The organism is Microbacterium sp. NPDC056569, from assembly GCF_042793475.1.
Lineage (GTDB): Bacteria > Actinomycetota > Actinomycetes > Actinomycetales > Microbacteriaceae > Microbacterium.
This window is the reverse complement of record NZ_JBHTUV010000002.1, coordinates 124,501-138,584: the sequence shown is the minus strand read 5'-3', so window position 1 is coordinate 138,584 and position 14,084 is coordinate 124,501. Positions and strand designations below refer to the sequence as shown.

The window sequence follows — 14,084 nt, the reverse complement described above, 5'->3', positions numbered from 1 at the left end:
TCAGGGACGTCGGAGGCGAGCCCCTGACAGGGCCCGCGACGATGCCTCCACGATGTCAGACCCCGATGCGGGCGCAGCGCGCATTGCGGTCCGACACGATGACAAGAATCACAGAATTTGCTCCCCACGCACCACAATCCCCGTTCTTCTGCCGTCGCACCGCGGTCTGGTGAAACGCAGATGCTCGCTCCAGGCGCTTCATAGCGCACGGCGAAGGTCGTCGTAGGTGCGACGCATATCCATGGAGGCATGAACAAGAAGAGCAACGCGAACAACGGCACCCGCAAGCGCCGGGTACGCAACGCGGTCATCGCCTGCGGTCTCGTCGTCGCGCTCTCGGGCGGTGCCGGAGCGGTGTGGGCGACCGACCGCTTCCTGGTCGAGCACGTCGAGATCGCCGACGTGTCGAAGTACGAGGCACAGAATTCTGCGGTCGACTCCACGACGGATTCCACGACGGATGCCGCCACCGACGCCACGGTCACCGACACGTCCTATTCGGACGGCGCCACGTCGATCACGATCTCCACCGTCACCGAGGGCTCGGGCTCGGATACCGTGACGTACTACGTCGCGGACGTGACGCTGTCGGGCGCGACCGCGCTCGCGAGCGCCTTCGCGAAGGACCAGTTCGGGGAGAACATCACCGAGCTCACCAGCCGGATCGCCGCCGACAACGGCGCGATCTTCGCGATCAACGGCGACTACTACGGGTTCCGCGACACCGGCACCGTGATCCGCAACGGTGTGGTGTTCCGCGACGAGCCGGCCCGCGAAGGACTCGTGTTCTACACCGACGGCCGTGTCGAGGTGTACGACGAGACGACGACGTCCGCGGAGGAACTGCTCGCCGACGGTGCGTGGAACACCCTGAGCTTCGGCCCTGCGATCGTGGAAGACGGCGCCGTCGTCGACGGCATCGAAAACGTCGAGATCGACACGAACTTCGGCAACCACTCCATCCAGGGCGACCAGCCGCGCACCGCCGTCGGCGTCATCGACGAGAACCACCTCGTCTTCGTCGTCGTCGACGGCCGCCAGTCCGGCTACAGCGAAGGCGTCACCCTCACCGAGCTCGCCGACATCATGCTCGACCTCGGCGCGACCACCGCGTACAACCTCGACGGCGGCGGCTCGTCGACGATGTACTTCGACGGCGAGGTGATCAACTCGCCCTCCAACGGCGGCGAGCGCGGCACGAGCGACATCCTCTACATCGCCGACGGCTCCGCCGCGGAGTGACGCCATGATCGTCCTCATCCCCGCCTACGAGCCGGGCTCGCGCCTCGAACCCATGGTCGCCGGCCTGTTCGCCGCGGACCCCGATGTCGAGGTGGTCGTCGTCGACGACGGGAGCGGCCCAGCCTTCGCCGCGACGTTCGATGAGGTCGAGGCGCTCGGCGCAACCGTGTGGCATCACGACACCAACCTCGGCAAGGCGGCGGCTCTGCGCACGGGGTTCGACCACGCGCTCACCGCTCATCCCGGCGACGACGTCATCACCGCCGATGCCGACGGGCAGCACACCGTGCACGACATCCTCCGCGTCGCCGACGCGCTCCGCGAGGACGCGGCCGACGGCGCCCCGACCCTCATCCTGGGCTGCCGGGCGTTCACCGGGAAAGTTCCGCTGCGGTCGCGCGCCGGCAACGCCGTGGCGCGCGGGGTCTTCCGGCTCGCGGCCGGATGGGCGTTGAGCGACACGCAGACCGGGCTGCGCGGCATCCCTTCGGGACTGCTCGCGTGGGTGCGCGACCAACCCGGCGAACGATTCGCATACGAGCAGAACGTGCTGCTGCGGTGCCGCCGCGACGGCGTCGCGACCCGCCAGATGCCGATCGAGACCGTGTACCTCGACGACAACGCGTCCAGTCACTTCCGTCCTGTCGTCGACTCGCTGCGCGTCATGCTGCCACTGGTGCTGTTCGCGGGTTCGTCGCTGCTGGCGTTCGCCGTCGACACCGTCATGCTCCTCGCACTCAACGCGCTCACCGGCCTGCTCGTGCCGTCGATCGTGGCGGCGCGCGTCGTGAGCGCCTCGGTGAACTTCGCCGTCAACCGTCGCGTCGTCTTCCGTGCCGGCTCGACAGGCTCACCCACAGAGCGGGGACGGATGCTGCGCCAAGCCGCCCGCTACGCCCTGCTGGCGGTCGCGCTCCTGGCGTCGAACATCGTGTGGCTCGACGCGCTCACCCGCTACGGCATGCCGCTCGTCGTGGCCAAGATCGCGACCGAGGCGGTGCTGTTCGTGACGAGCTACGGCGTGCAGCGCACCTTCGTCTTCGGCACTCAGCAGGCCCGGGCCGAACTCGTAAGCCGCCCTGACGCCCGTCATAGAAACCCCATAGCGACCGCGGCTCGAATGGATTCGAACGAACACCCCATCGGGAGGAACCCATGACCACCAGCGCGCTGATCCTGATCGGCATCGATCTCGCTGCCGCCCTCGTCCTGAGCCTCGGCTTGTACTACCGCCGTCACCACCGCCGCGACCTCGTCGTCGCCTTCCTGGGGGTGAACGTCGGGGTGATGTCCGTCGCCGCCGTGCTCGGCACCGCCGAAGTCGCGCTGGGGCTCGGTCTCGGCCTGTTCGGGGTGCTGTCGATCATCCGGCTGCGCTCGTCCGAGATCTCGCAGCGCGAGGTCGCGTACTACTTCGCGGCGCTCGCGATCGGGCTCGTGACCGGCCTCCCCCAGACCGACCCGTGGCCGGTCGCGGCGCTCGTCGCCCTGATCCTCGCGGTGCTGTGGGGTGCCGATCACCCCGCACTGCTCTCGCGGTCGCGCCACCAGGTCGTGCGTCTCGACCGCGCCGTCGGCGACGAGCACGAGCTGCGGGCCGAGCTCGAGGAGCGACTCGGCGGCACGGTCGCCTCGACCACTGTGCAGGAGCTCGACCTCGTCAACGACACGACGCTCGTCGACGTCCGCTACCGGGTCGCGCGGGGAGCGGCTCCCCGGGCCGCGCGCCGCGGCACCGCCGCCAGCGTGCCCGCGGCGAACGCGCCCACGTTCGAGGGAGCGGCGCGATGACGACCTTCGACCGCTTCGACCCGGTGTCGCTCGAGGCGCTCGTGGCCGAGGCATCCCTCCTCACCCGCGTCGACAGGAAGTACGTCGTGCCGCGCGAACGCCTCGAGCCGGTGCTCGCCACGCTCGACCCCGGCATCCGCGTGCTCGAGATGGACGGCGCCCGCGACTTCGCATACGAGTCGGTGTACTTCGACACCCCCGACCTGCTGAGCTTCCGGATGGCGGCCCAGCCCCGGCGGCGGCGCTTCAAGCTGCGCACGCGCAACTACCTCGACACCGGCACGTCCTATCTCGAGATCAAGACGCGCGGCGCACGAGGTACGTCCGTCAAGGACCGCGACGAGTACGACCCGCGCGACCGCGATCGGCTCACCGACGACGCACGTGGCGACGTCGCGGACGCGTTCGCGACGATCGGGGTCGCCTCGGAGAGGGCCGAGGAGCTCGACGCGACGCTGCTGACCCGCTACCGAAGGGCCACCCTGCTCGCCGCTGACGGCGCCGGACGCGCCACCGTCGACACCGCGCTCGAATGGATCGAGCCCGACGGACACGGCTTCGCCCTTCCCGACCTCGCGATCGTCGAGACGAAGTCGGGCGCCCGCCCGTCCGACGTCGATCGCGCACTCTGGCGCACCGGTCATCGGCCCACGACGGTCAGCAAGTATGCCACCGGCCTCGCGGCGCTGCACCCGGCACTCCCCCGCAACCGCTGGGCGCGGCTGCTGCGCGGCCCGTTCGACCCGTCGCACCGCGCCACGCCCGCGACCCACCCGGTCATCGCCACCCACAAGGAGGACGCCTCATGCCCCGTCAGCCCCATCCCCGCCGCCGCGTGATCCTCGCCGCCACGCCACTGGCCCTCGCCGCGCTCGTGCTCGCCGGCTGCGCGACGCAGACCGCCGCCTCGACGACCACCTCGACCACCGACACGTCGAGCGCCGAGACCGCAGCCGTGGTCGACTCGGACCTCAGCGTGCCGGCCGTGCTCGCCGCCAACTCCGACGTCACCGTCGTGAAGGACGACGAATGGAGCGAAACGGATGCTGAGGACATCAGCCTCTCTGGCAGCACGGCGTCGAGCGACTCCGACGCCGTGACCGTCGACGGCTCCACCGTCACCGTCACGGACGGCGGCGTGTTCCGGCTCTCCGGCGCGCTCGACGGCCAGGTGGTCGTCGCCGCCCCCGAGGACGCGCAGGTCGTGCTGATCCTCGACGACGCCGAGATCGCAGCATCCGGTTCCCCTGCCATCACCGTGACCAGCGCGGATGACGTCGCCCTCTCCCTCGCGGCGGGGAGCGACAACAGCGTCTCGGACGCGTCGTCGTACGCCGACGACGCCGACGCGAACGCTGCCGTCTACGCCGACGCCGACCTCACGATCTCGGGCACCGGGGCGCTGACGGTGTCGGGCAACGGCAACGACGGCATCGCGAGCACCGACGACCTGGTGATCCTGTCGGGCGAGATCACGGTCGAGGCGGCCGACGACGCGCTGCGGGGCAAGGACTCGCTCACCGTCGAAGGCGGCACGCTCGAGCTCACCGCCGGCGGCGATGCGCTGAGGAGCGACCAGACCGACGACGCGACGCAGGGCTTCGTCGTCCTCGCCGGGGGCACCGTAGCGGCCGAGGGCGGAGACGACGCGATCGCGGCGGCGACCGATGCGGTCATCACGGGCGGCACGGCCTCGCTGACGGCGGGGACGGATGCCGCGACCTCGGACGACTCACCCAAGGGGGTCACGGCGGGCGTCGTCGTCGCGATCGACGGCGGCGAGGTCACGATCGAGGCCGTGGACGACGCCGTGCACTCCGACGGATCGATCGGGATCGGCGGGGGCATCGTGTCGGTGACGGCCGGCGACGACGGCATCCACGCCGAGCAGCGCCTCGAGATCGGCGACGGCAGTGTGACGGTCGCCGAGTCGTACGAGGGCCTGGAGGCGGCGGATGTCGCGATCTCGGGCGGGACCGTCGTCATCACGTCGAGCGACGACGGCGTCAACGCCGCGAGCGGAACCGCGTCCGACACCCAGGGCGGCGGCATGGGCGGAGGCGGTGGCGAGCAGGACACCGGTGAGACTCTCACGATCTCGGGCGGCAGTGTGCGCGTCGCGGCGGTCGGCGACGGCCTCGACTCGAACGGCACGGTCTCGATCACCGGCGGCACCACCGTCGTCAGCGGGCCGAGCTCGGCGGGCGGGCAGGGCGCCCTCGACGCCAATGGCGAGATCGCGATCGACGGCGGCGAGCTGTTCGTCGCCGGATCGGTGCTGGTCACCCCCACCGGCTCGCAGCCGTGGGTCGCGGCGACCGTCAGCGGTTCGGGGGGTGACACCGTGGAGGTGACAGATGCTTCGGGCGCGGTGATTGCCAGCTTCGAGGCCGACCAGGGCTTCAGCGCCATGTTCTACAGCGGCCCGGTGGTCGCCGATGGCGGGTCGTACACGATCATCGTGAACGGCGTCACTGCGGCGACGGTGGCGGAGGGCGTCAACGTCTCCGGCGGCGGGATGGGCGGCGGTATGGGCGGCGGTATGGGCGGCGGCGGCCGTCGGCCGTGATCCCGGAGTTCCGGTCGCCGCTGGTGCGCCCTCGCGAGCGGCGGCCGAACGTGGGAACTCCCTCCGAATGCGGCCGAGGCGGCGCGTAGGGGTTGCATCGCGCAGCCGATCTCGGAATCGTGGCCGGTCCGGAACCGCAAACGGAAAGGAAAAGCATGCTCACGCTGACCCAGACCGCCGCCGAGGCCGTCAAGGAGATCGTCGCCCGAGTGCCCCTCGCCGAAGACGGAGGTGTGCGTATCCGCGACGCGGGTGGCTCCGCCGGATTCGAATTGAGCGTCGCGCCCGATCCCGGGCCCCACGACACCGTCGTGATCGAAAGCGGGGCTCGCGTGTTCCTCGACGAGACCGCTGCGATCGCGCTCGAGGACCGTGTCCTCGACGCCGAGCTCGCGAACGACGGATCCGTCCGGTTCGCTCTCGGGAACCAAGGCTGACCGCAGCGCTTCGGGCCCCGGCATCCGTCATCGGATGTCGGGGCTTTTCTTCGTTTGCGTCGCGCGACTACGCGGTCGCGAGCTGGACGTTGGGGAATTCGCTGCCGTAGTGCCGGCGCATCTGCGTCTTGCGCTCGAGGTCGTCGATGACTGCCGAGGCGAAGTCGACGCCGTACAGTGCGGCACAGGATCCGAGGCCGCCGGGCGAGAACACGTTGACCTCCATCAGCTTGTCGCCCGCGATATCGAGCCCGACGAGGAACATGCCGTCGGAGAGGAGTTTCGGGCGGACGGCGTCCACGAGGTGGAGCATCTCGTCGGTGACCTTCACCGCCTCCGCTTTCCCGCCGGCGGACATGTTCGACCGCACGTCCGTCTCCCCCGGCCGTCTGCGGAATGCCGCGTAGACACCGTCGATCTCGAGCGCTCGGCCGTTCATGACGAACATCCGCACGTCGCCCTCCTTGGCCGCGGGCAGGTACTCCTGAGCCACCACGTAGCCGTCGCGGGCGATCGCCTCCACGATCTGGGCGATGTTCGGCTCCCGCTTCAGATCGACGAGGAACACGCCCGAACCGCCCGAGCCCTGAAGCGGCTTCAGCACGGCGCGGCCACCGAGCTCGTCGATGAACTCACGCACCCGCTCCTCGTCTCGCGAGATCAGCGTGCGCGGGCGCACCACCTCCGGGAAGTGCTGGAAGTAGGCCTTCGACATCGCGTCGGCCAGGGAGCGCGGATCGTTGACGACGAGGACGCCGGTCTCCGCGACCATTCGCCCGAACGCGAGTCCGGCTGTGCTCGCCCACGCCGTGTCTGCTGCTTCGGCCGCCGGGTCGGCACGGAGCATCAGCACATCGAAGTCGTCGAGCTGCGTCCGCTCACGTGTGGCGGACTGCACATCTTCCAGGTAGCGCTCGAGCGACCGGTACCGCTTGCCGACGGTCGCTGTCGCAGCGATCGCCGAGAGCGATCCGTCGGGTTCGTAGCCGAAATCCCGAAGACCCATGAGGTGCACGTCGTGCCCTCGTGCGGCAGCGCTCATCGCCAGGCGCGTCGTCGAGTAGATGGACTGCTCCGTGGCGATGTCGTTGACGACGAAACCGATTCTCATCTGTGCTCCTCGGGGATGGGGTGGACATGGACCGGCACTGTCTGTGCGTGCCGCGCGTGAGGGGGCTTCATCAGCGAGCAGAGCCTACGCATTGACCAGCGACACCAGGTCGTCGACCCGGGCGGCATCGCGCAGCCGGTCGGCGGATTCGGCCTCCGACAGGTACCGCGGCATGATGCGGGCGGGCGTGAGGAGGCCTCGCTCCGCGAGCTCCTGAACAAGGGGAAGATCCTCGAGGGAGAACTTCCCGAGGAAGAGCAGGTCGAGCGCACCGCCATGTGCCACGTGCTGCAGGAGTGCCAGCAGACCGCGCAGATAGATGGCGTCCTTGGTGAAGCCGCCGGCGCGGTGGACCCGCATGGCGACGCTGTAGGCGCTCCCAGCAGGCAGACCGTGACCGGTGAGCAGACGGTGGGTCTCGACGAATGTCGCTCCGCCCACGAGCGCGTGGACGGCGACGACCCGTGCCGCGAGTTGGCGCAGCCGGGACGCTGTCAGCCCGCCGCACGCGATCTCCGCGAGCACGGCGAGACCCTCTTGCGTCTCGTCGTAGTGAGCGAGCCCGGCACCGAGCATGCGGATGGGTTGCGCGAGGCCGTTCACCTGCGTCACGAGGTGCGTGCCCACCTCATGCTGCAGGAGCGCGTTGACGCGGGCGCCGGCGACCGCCGCATTCTGCGAGATGAGGAGCGTGTTGCCCTCGACCAGCACGCCCGAGACGTCGTCACGGATCTCTGCGTGCAACTCCGCGTCCGGATCGATCGATCGATAGTGCGCGATCTCCGCCTTCGCCGCCGCAAGGAACTCCTCCGCGCCCACGGAGTCCCGCTCCAGCTTCCCGTGCGGAAGCCGGCTGAGCAGGTCGTCGGCGGTGTCCACGAGCGCGGGCAGCACCGGCCCGTACTGCGCGATCGACAGCTGCAGGAACTCCGGCGTGTTGCGGGCGCGCAGCATCTCCACCCGCAGCGTCATCTCCCGCTGGCGGTTGCGCAGCAGCGCGGCGAGGGTGGTATCCGTCACGGCGTCGAGCGGCAGGGCGTCCACCTGGGCTTCCAGCACGTCGGGATCCACGTCGAGTGTCCGGTACTCGAACACCGGGTCGACTTCGGGGTCGGCGAGGAACTGCGCCCGGATCTCATCCGCGTTGACGGGCGTCATCTCGAGAAGGAATCGCACGCTTCCGGCCAGCGCAGCCATGGCGTGGTCCGCCGCCAGGTCTGCGGGCGAGAACGCGCCGGTGTCGATGACGTCGGTCTCCGGACCGACGGCATCGCGAGGATGGGTCGAGTCGGCGGTCATGTCGTCGCCACTTCGCTCAGCGCCTCTTCGAGAGCAGGGATGGTGGATGCCAGGGCCCGGGCGAGTTCGTCGATGCGAGCACGATCGGCCTCCCCCGTCCACTCGTCCATGAAGGTCTTCTTGAACTCGAGCGCGAGCACGACGCCTCGGCCCGGGTAGCGGGCATGCGTCCAGGCGGCGAGCTGTCGCCCTCGGAAGCGGATGTTCTCGCGCACGTCGAGCGGTCCCGCCGACGTGCCGGTCGTCGCGAGCGATTCGATGAAGGCATCCACCACGGGTCCGAAGCGGTCGCGGTCCAGCGAGCCCGTTCCGACATTCACCTCGGGGTTCTCGGCTTCGGGCGCCTCCTCGCCATCGGCGCCGTCGCGTCGGTGGTTGTAGGAGTGGACGTCGAACATCACGAAGGGGCCGCGTTCGGCGACGGCGTCGAGTCGACGACCGAGCTCTGCATAGAACGCGTCGTAGACCGCGAGGGATCCGGCGACGATGTCCTCGTCGAGGGGAGGATCGCGGACGATCTCCAGGCCCCATGCCTCGTCTGCCGACCGGTAGACGGCCTCCTCGCGCGCACGATTGAGATCGACCTCGAAGCGGGACCGGTTCACGACGACCCGAGCCGGGACCAGCGCGCCGATCTCATCGGTGCACGGGTCCTCCTCCCGGAGCCGATCCGCCTCGGGCAGGACCAGTTCGGCCGCGAGTTCCGACCGGACATCGTGCCCGTTGTGGATCGCGGTGGCGATGAACTGTTCGTTCCAGTCGCCGTGGAATTCGAACGCAGGGCGCTCCGTGGTGACCATCAGCCCATTGTTTTCCGGGGCGGAGCAAGGCCTCAAGGGGTTGACACCGCCCGACCGCCCCCGTACTCGCCGCGGCGCGCACCTGGCGACGTGCGGCCGCCTTCCCGTCATAGACTGGATGCCGCCAGCCTCTGTAGCTCAATGGAAGAGCAGTTCCGTCCTAAGGAAACGGTTGGGGGTTCGAGTCCCTCCAGGGGCACCAGACCACGGTGACGAGCACGTCGCGCGTCAGAGCAGTCGGCGAAGCAGCTCGGCCGAACCCGGCCACAGGGGCGCGGGGAGGGCACCCGGCTGGAACCAACCGAAGTCGAGCGCTTCGTTCTGCGCCACGGGAGTCCCCGTGATCTCGACGGCGAACGACAGTCCGACCGCCTGTTTGCGCGGGTCGCTGCCGTAGGCGACCCCGTCCTGCGGCATGATCTCGGGCGGGAACCACTGGTACACGTAAGCCGGCTGCGGATCGTCCGGCAGGACGAGATCGACAGCCAGTGTGTCGTGCGCATGACGACGCAATGCCTGGGCCATCGTCTCGCCCCGAAGGATCCGCCCGCCGAGGTGACACCACACCTGGCCGAACGGCGACGCGCGCCGGATCAGACCCACACGGTCCTCCTGCACGGGCACGAAGTCGACACACGCAAGGGGGACGGACTGCTCGATCTGGGCGTAGAGGTCTGCAGGAAGGAAGCTCACCGTCCCATTGTGTGCGGTCGCGCGCGGGACACGATGAGGTCCCTCGGACGCCACAGGCTCTCGCTGCAACGTCCGAGGAACCGTCCTTGCGCGGGGGGAGCGCAGGGGAAATCAGAAGCCCAGCCCCAGAGATCCCCAGTACGGGAACCCGCGTTGTGATCAGTTCCCAGGATCACGGTGAGCCGCCCGTGGGCTCACCCTATCGTCTGCCGGGACCTGCCCAACAGCGTCGAGGGACGTCGTGTCGCGACGCGCCTGCGTGGCCGCCGTGCGCCGCCACTGTGGAGGCATGCACTACTCTGCACGTCACACGGACCACCTCCGGAGGGGACCGGAATGACCGCGACACCCGCGCCCGACGCGACCTCGAAGGCGCCTGCGCGCTACCGGGGAATCGGCATCGTCCTCATTGGCATGAGCGGCGCGATCTGGTGGCCGGCGTTCACCCTCGGGGCATGGCACACCCTGTTCTTCGACCAGCTCCTGACGGTGTGGGTGGTCGCCACCGCCGGCTTCGTCGTGGTGCTGATCCAGCCCGCGCGGATCCGCGTGAAGGTGGGCCGCGCGATCGCGCTCCTCATCCCGTCGCTGTGGCTCGCCCTGTCGTTCACGGAGGCTCCCGCCGCGGACGACCTCTGGGGCAACCTGTTCGACCTGCTCGCCATCGTCGTGGGGCTCGCCGGCATCCCGTTCACACTCTGGGTGGTCGTGCGCACCGTGTGGCCCGACGTGATCGCCGACTACTCCCTCGGTGCGAGGATCGGCATCTTCGCGATCGTCGCAGCCATCGCCGTCGCCTCGTTCTTGCTGGGCCTCAATCAGAGCAGCTTCCTGACCTGCGAGGACTTCACCCTCAGCGGCAACTCCGAGCCTCCCGGCTGCGTCCACACCGACGACTCGCCGACGCCTTGAGGCACCGATGGGCGAACCATTCGGATGACGGATGCTGCGGCCCACAGCATCCGTTCCCCTCAGCTCTCCTGCGACTACGCGAGCCGCATCGTCGCCTGCTGCCCGGCGGCGAGCGCGGCGGCGGTGCGGACGATCGTCTGCTGCATGACGGTGACGGCGGTCGTCGGCGAGATGTCCGCGGCCCGGGCGATGCTGATCGTGCGGGTCAGCGTCGGATCGGCCAGGCGCACCGACCGCAGCCCCGCGCGCTCGATGAGCACCATCGCCGGCACGATCGCCACCCCGATGCCGCGCTCGACGAACCGCAGCACGGCATCCATCTCGGCACCCTCGATCACCGTGTGGGGCGAGAGGCCCACCGCCACGAAGGCGGCGCCGGTCGTGGCGCGCAGGTCGTACGTCGAGCTGAAGACGACCTGCGGCAGCGTGGCCACCTCGGCGAGGCCGATGCTCTCGCGTCCGGTGAGCGGCGGGGCGCTGCTCGACGAGATGACGACCAGCTCCTCGACGAGGAGCGGGGTGACGGTGAATCGCTCGGCCGAGGCCGCATCCGACGTCGTGATCAGCGCGAGGTCCAGCTCCCCGGCGCCCAGGTCTTCGAGCAGGCCGCGCGAGCCGCGCTCCGTGATGTGGAGCTCGATCCCGGGGTACGTGCCGTGGAAGGCGCTCAGCGCCTCAGCGACGAGACTGACGCAGAGCGTGGGCGTGGCCCCGAGGCGCACGCGTCCGCGCCGGAGTCCCGCCAGCTCGTCCAGTTCGCGGCGAACGGATGCCTCGTCGGCGAGCATCCGACGGGCGAGAGGCAGCAGCGTCTCCCCCGCGACCGTGAGCGTGCTGCCAGCGCGGGCGCGGTGGAAGAGCTCCGTGCCAAGGCTCTGCTCGAGTGACGAGATCTGCCGGCTCAGGGAGGGCTGAGCGAGGTGGAGGTGCTCAGCGGCGCGGGTGAAGTTGCCGAGCTGGGCGACCATGGCGAACGACCGGAGCTGTTCGAGATTCACCTGCATAGCGTATCGCTATCATGTCAACGTGAAAGATGCATTGGAGTAATGGAGCGCGAGTGCTTAGCGTGTCTGACGTGATCCCTGCAGAACGCCAGCTTTCCACCACCGTCCTCGTGATCGGCACCGGCGGTTCCGGTCTTCGCGCGGCCATAGAACTCGCCGAAGCCGGCGTCGATGTCATCGCGCTGGGCAAGCGTCCGAAGTCCGACGCCCACACCTCCCTCGCGGCCGGCGGCATCAACGCCGCGCTCGGCACCATGGATGCCGACGACAGCTGGCAGCAGCACACCGCCGACACCCTCAAGGAGAGCTACCTGCTCGCGAACCCGCACACGGTCGAGATCGTCACCTCAGGAGCCGCGCGCGGCATCGAAGACCTCGAGCGGTACGGCATGCCCTTCGCACGCGAGGAGGACGGCCGCATCTCGCAGCGGTTCTTCGGCGCCCATACGTACCGCCGCACGGCGTTCGCCGGCGACTACACGGGGCTCGAGATCCAGCGCACGCTCATCAACCGGGCGGCGCAGCTGCAGGTGCCCATCCTCGACACCGTCTACGTCACCCGCATCCTGGTGAACGACGACGGCGCGGTCTTCGGCGCGTACGGCTTCGACCTCGAAGGCGGCACGCGGTACCTGATTCACGCCGACGCCGTCATCCTCGCGGCGGGCGGGCACAACCGCATCTGGCGGCGCACGTCCTCGCGCCGTGACGAGAACACCGGAGATTCGTTCCGCCTCGCCGTGGAGGCCGGCGGCCGGCTGCGGGATCCCGAGCTCGTGCAGTTCCACCCGAGCGGGATCATCGAGCCCGAGAGCGCGGCCGGCACCCTCGTCTCGGAGGCGGCGCGCGGCGAGGGCGGCATCCTGCGCAACGGCCTCGGCGAGCGGTTCATGCACACCTACGATCCCGAGCGACTCGAACTCTCCACCCGCGACCGGGTCGCCCTGGCCTGCTACACCGAGATCAAGGAGGGTCGCGGCACGCCGAACGGCGGAGTGTGGCTGGATGTCTCGCACCTCCCGCGCGAGACGATCATGACGCGCCTCCCCCGCGTCTACCAGACGATGCTCGAGCTGCAGATGCTCGACATCACCCAGGAGCCGATCGAGATCGCGCCCACCGCGCACTACTCGATGGGCGGCGTCTGGGTGCGCTCGGCGGACCACTCGACCGACGTGCCCGGGCTCTACGCGATCGGCGAGGCGTCCTCGGGACTCCATGGCGCGAACCGGCTCGGGGGAAACTCGCTCATCGAGCTCCTGGTGTTCGGGCGGATCGTCGGACAGGCCGCCGCCGCGTACTCGGCGGCACTCCCGGCGCAGACGCGTTCGGCGTCGGCCGTCGCCACCGCCCGCGCGGAGATCGACGATCTGCTCGCGGCATCCGGAACCGAGAACGTGCGGGCGCTCCAGAGGGCCATCCGCGACACGATGACCGAGCACGCCGGCGTCGTCCGCGACGAGCAGGGGCTGCTCACCGGCCTCGCCGAACTCGACGCGATCGAGGCGCGGATGGCCGATATCGGCGTCCACCCCGATATCGCGGGCTACCACGACCTCGCGCACGCGTTCGACCTGAAGTCGGCGGCGCTCGCCGCGCGCGCAACCCTCGAGGCCGCGCTCGAGCGCCGCGAGACCCGGGGCTGCCACAACCGCAGCGACTATCCCGACATCGACCCCGATCTGCAGGTCAACCTGGTGTGGTCCCCGACGACCGGTGTCGTGCGGGAGCCGATCCCGCCGATCCCCGCCGAGATCGCCGACCTCATGCGCGACGTGTCGGTCGTGGGAAAGCTCGTCGAGTAGACCCCCGGCCGGAGGCGTAGCCCGTTCGGCGGCAGGCTGCAACCCCCGCGAGCGAACCGGCGTCCTGCGGGTAGAACAGACCACGTGAAGAGGGTGATCTACGCGGGAAGCGAGTTCGTGACGGGAGACGACATCGCGGCGGCCCTGCTCGACTGCGGTCGGGCGCTGGCCGAGGCCGGCGAGGCGGAGGCGGTGACGGTGCCGACCAGGGAACTGGACGGATCCGTGGGCGAGGTGACCGTGCTCATCGGTCCCGCGAGCCAGATGGTCGCCCGCGATGCGCCCAGCGACGATGGCGAGCTCGTCGACGAGTTCGCCATCGCGCGCCTGAACATGATCCAACGTCGCCTGCGCCCCGTGGCGGCCGTCGACCCCACCCTGCCGAACGACACGGATTGGGACGACGAGATCTGAGCGGTGC

At 69.7% G+C, this 14,084-nt stretch carries 14 protein-coding genes and 1 tRNA gene; 10 read left to right on the top strand and 5 right to left on the bottom strand.

Translation table 11 applies throughout. The annotated features are described in order from the left end of the window. Nucleotides 1–249 precede the first annotated feature (249 nt). The 6 genes from ACFQ7C_RS03030 (at nt 250) to ACFQ7C_RS03005 (ending at nt 6,039) form a co-directional block, all read left to right on the top strand. Entirely contained in the window at nt 250–1,242 is a 993-nt protein-coding gene (locus ACFQ7C_RS03030) for a phosphodiester glycosidase family protein (protein ID WP_378897739.1), read from the top strand. A 4-nt stretch (nt 1,243–1,246) separates the two neighbouring features. Further along, on the top strand, nt 1,247–2,401 hold the full coding sequence (locus ACFQ7C_RS03025; protein ID WP_378897736.1) for a glycosyltransferase: 1,155 nt from the start codon (nt 1,247–1,249) through the stop codon (nt 2,399–2,401). Next, a complete protein-coding gene (locus tag ACFQ7C_RS03020) occupies nt 2,398–3,033 on the top strand; it encodes a DUF4956 domain-containing protein (protein WP_378897733.1) in 636 nt (211 codons plus the stop codon). Before ACFQ7C_RS03025 ends, ACFQ7C_RS03020 begins: the two co-directional genes overlap by 4 nt. After that, nucleotides 3,030–3,872 (top strand): polyphosphate polymerase domain-containing protein, encoded by an 843-nt coding sequence (locus ACFQ7C_RS03015; protein ID WP_378897730.1) that lies wholly within the window; start codon nt 3,030–3,032, stop codon nt 3,870–3,872. Before ACFQ7C_RS03020 ends, ACFQ7C_RS03015 begins: the two co-directional genes overlap by 4 nt. Then, nucleotides 3,839–5,602 (top strand): carbohydrate-binding domain-containing protein, encoded by a 1,764-nt coding sequence (locus ACFQ7C_RS03010; RefSeq protein WP_378897727.1) that lies wholly within the window; start codon nt 3,839–3,841, stop codon nt 5,600–5,602. The genes ACFQ7C_RS03015 and ACFQ7C_RS03010 overlap by 34 nt, the downstream gene beginning before the upstream one ends. 155 nt (nt 5,603–5,757) lie before the next feature. Then, nucleotides 5,758–6,039 (top strand): Fe-S cluster assembly protein HesB, encoded by a 282-nt coding sequence (locus ACFQ7C_RS03005; RefSeq protein WP_378897724.1) that lies wholly within the window; start codon nt 5,758–5,760, stop codon nt 6,037–6,039. 67 nt (nt 6,040–6,106) lie between these two features. On the opposite strand, the gene ACFQ7C_RS03000 is transcribed toward ACFQ7C_RS03005, so the two are convergent. The 3 genes from ACFQ7C_RS03000 to ACFQ7C_RS02990 all read right to left on the bottom strand — a co-directional run bounded on the left by ACFQ7C_RS03000 (nt 6,107) and on the right by ACFQ7C_RS02990 (nt 9,249). Next, nucleotides 6,107–7,150: a glutathione synthetase gene (locus ACFQ7C_RS03000; RefSeq protein ID WP_378897721.1), complete on the bottom strand. Its 1,044-nt coding sequence runs from the start codon at nt 7,148–7,150 to the stop codon at nt 6,107–6,109. Between the two features lie 84 nt (nt 7,151–7,234). Next, nucleotides 7,235–8,449 (bottom strand): flavohemoglobin expression-modulating QEGLA motif protein, encoded by a 1,215-nt coding sequence (locus ACFQ7C_RS02995; protein ID WP_378897718.1) that lies wholly within the window; start codon nt 8,447–8,449, stop codon nt 7,235–7,237. Further along, on the bottom strand, nt 8,446–9,249 hold the full coding sequence (locus ACFQ7C_RS02990; RefSeq protein ID WP_378897715.1) for an N-formylglutamate amidohydrolase: 804 nt from the start codon (nt 9,247–9,249) through the stop codon (nt 8,446–8,448). Before ACFQ7C_RS02990 ends, ACFQ7C_RS02995 begins: the two co-directional genes overlap by 4 nt. Before the next feature lie 127 nt (nt 9,250–9,376). On the opposite strand from ACFQ7C_RS02990, the gene ACFQ7C_RS02985 reads away from it, so the two are divergent. Next, nucleotides 9,377–9,451 (top strand) — tRNA-Arg (locus tag ACFQ7C_RS02985). A gap of 26 nt (nt 9,452–9,477) precedes the next feature. On the opposite strand, the gene ACFQ7C_RS02980 is transcribed toward ACFQ7C_RS02985, so the two are convergent. Continuing rightward, nucleotides 9,478–9,942 carry a DUF4916 domain-containing protein gene (locus ACFQ7C_RS02980; RefSeq protein ID WP_378897712.1) on the bottom strand — a complete coding sequence of 155 codons (465 nt, stop codon included), beginning with the start codon at nt 9,940–9,942 and terminating at the stop codon, nt 9,478–9,480. A 336-nt stretch (nt 9,943–10,278) separates the two neighbouring features. On the opposite strand from ACFQ7C_RS02980, the gene ACFQ7C_RS02975 reads away from it, so the two are divergent. After that, nucleotides 10,279–10,854: a hypothetical protein gene (locus ACFQ7C_RS02975; RefSeq protein ID WP_378897709.1), complete on the top strand. Its 576-nt coding sequence runs from the start codon at nt 10,279–10,281 to the stop codon at nt 10,852–10,854. A 74-nt stretch (nt 10,855–10,928) separates the two neighbouring features. On the opposite strand, the gene ACFQ7C_RS02970 is transcribed toward ACFQ7C_RS02975, so the two are convergent. Further along, complete coding sequence (locus tag ACFQ7C_RS02970; RefSeq protein WP_378897706.1) at nt 10,929–11,858, bottom strand: LysR family transcriptional regulator; 930 nt, start codon at nt 11,856–11,858, stop codon at nt 10,929–10,931. Nucleotides 11,859–11,929: 71 nt separating this feature from the next. Between ACFQ7C_RS02970 and ACFQ7C_RS02965 the strand changes: the two genes are divergently transcribed. Further along, nucleotides 11,930–13,663 (top strand): L-aspartate oxidase, encoded by a 1,734-nt coding sequence (locus ACFQ7C_RS02965; protein ID WP_378897703.1) that lies wholly within the window; start codon nt 11,930–11,932, stop codon nt 13,661–13,663. 84 nt (nt 13,664–13,747) lie between these two features. Beyond that, nucleotides 13,748–14,077, top strand: a complete 330-nt coding sequence (locus ACFQ7C_RS02960) for a hypothetical protein (protein ID WP_378897700.1) — start codon at nt 13,748–13,750, stop codon at nt 14,075–14,077. The last annotated feature ends 7 nt before the right edge of the window (nt 14,078–14,084 follow it).

What these genes read in the sequence shown, in the direction of transcription:
- ACFQ7C_RS03010 (WP_378897727.1), top strand. Translation starts at nt 3,839, where the DNA reads ATGCCCCGTCAGCCCCATCCCCGCCGCCGCGTGATCCTCGCCGCCACG.
- ACFQ7C_RS02975 (WP_378897709.1), top strand. Translation starts at nt 10,279, where the DNA reads ATGACCGCGACACCCGCGCCCGACGCGACCTCGAAGGCGCCTGCGCGC.
- ACFQ7C_RS03005 (WP_378897724.1), top strand. Translation starts at nt 5,758, where the DNA reads ATGCTCACGCTGACCCAGACCGCCGCCGAGGCCGTCAAGGAGATCGTC.
- ACFQ7C_RS02990 (WP_378897715.1), bottom strand. Translation starts at nt 9,249, where the DNA reads ATGGTCACCACGGAGCGCCCTGCGTTCGAATTCCACGGCGACTGGAAC.
- ACFQ7C_RS03020 (WP_378897733.1), top strand. Translation starts at nt 2,398, where the DNA reads ATGACCACCAGCGCGCTGATCCTGATCGGCATCGATCTCGCTGCCGCC.
- ACFQ7C_RS02970 (WP_378897706.1), bottom strand. Translation starts at nt 11,858, where the DNA reads ATGCAGGTGAATCTCGAACAGCTCCGGTCGTTCGCCATGGTCGCCCAG.
- ACFQ7C_RS03000 (WP_378897721.1), bottom strand. Translation starts at nt 7,150, where the DNA reads ATGAGAATCGGTTTCGTCGTCAACGACATCGCCACGGAGCAGTCCATC.
- ACFQ7C_RS03030 (WP_378897739.1), top strand. Translation starts at nt 250, where the DNA reads ATGAACAAGAAGAGCAACGCGAACAACGGCACCCGCAAGCGCCGGGTA.
- ACFQ7C_RS03015 (WP_378897730.1), top strand. Translation starts at nt 3,030, where the DNA reads ATGACGACCTTCGACCGCTTCGACCCGGTGTCGCTCGAGGCGCTCGTG.
- ACFQ7C_RS02995 (WP_378897718.1), bottom strand. Translation starts at nt 8,449, where the DNA reads ATGACCGCCGACTCGACCCATCCTCGCGATGCCGTCGGTCCGGAGACC.
- ACFQ7C_RS03025 (WP_378897736.1), top strand. Translation starts at nt 1,247, where the DNA reads ATGATCGTCCTCATCCCCGCCTACGAGCCGGGCTCGCGCCTCGAACCC.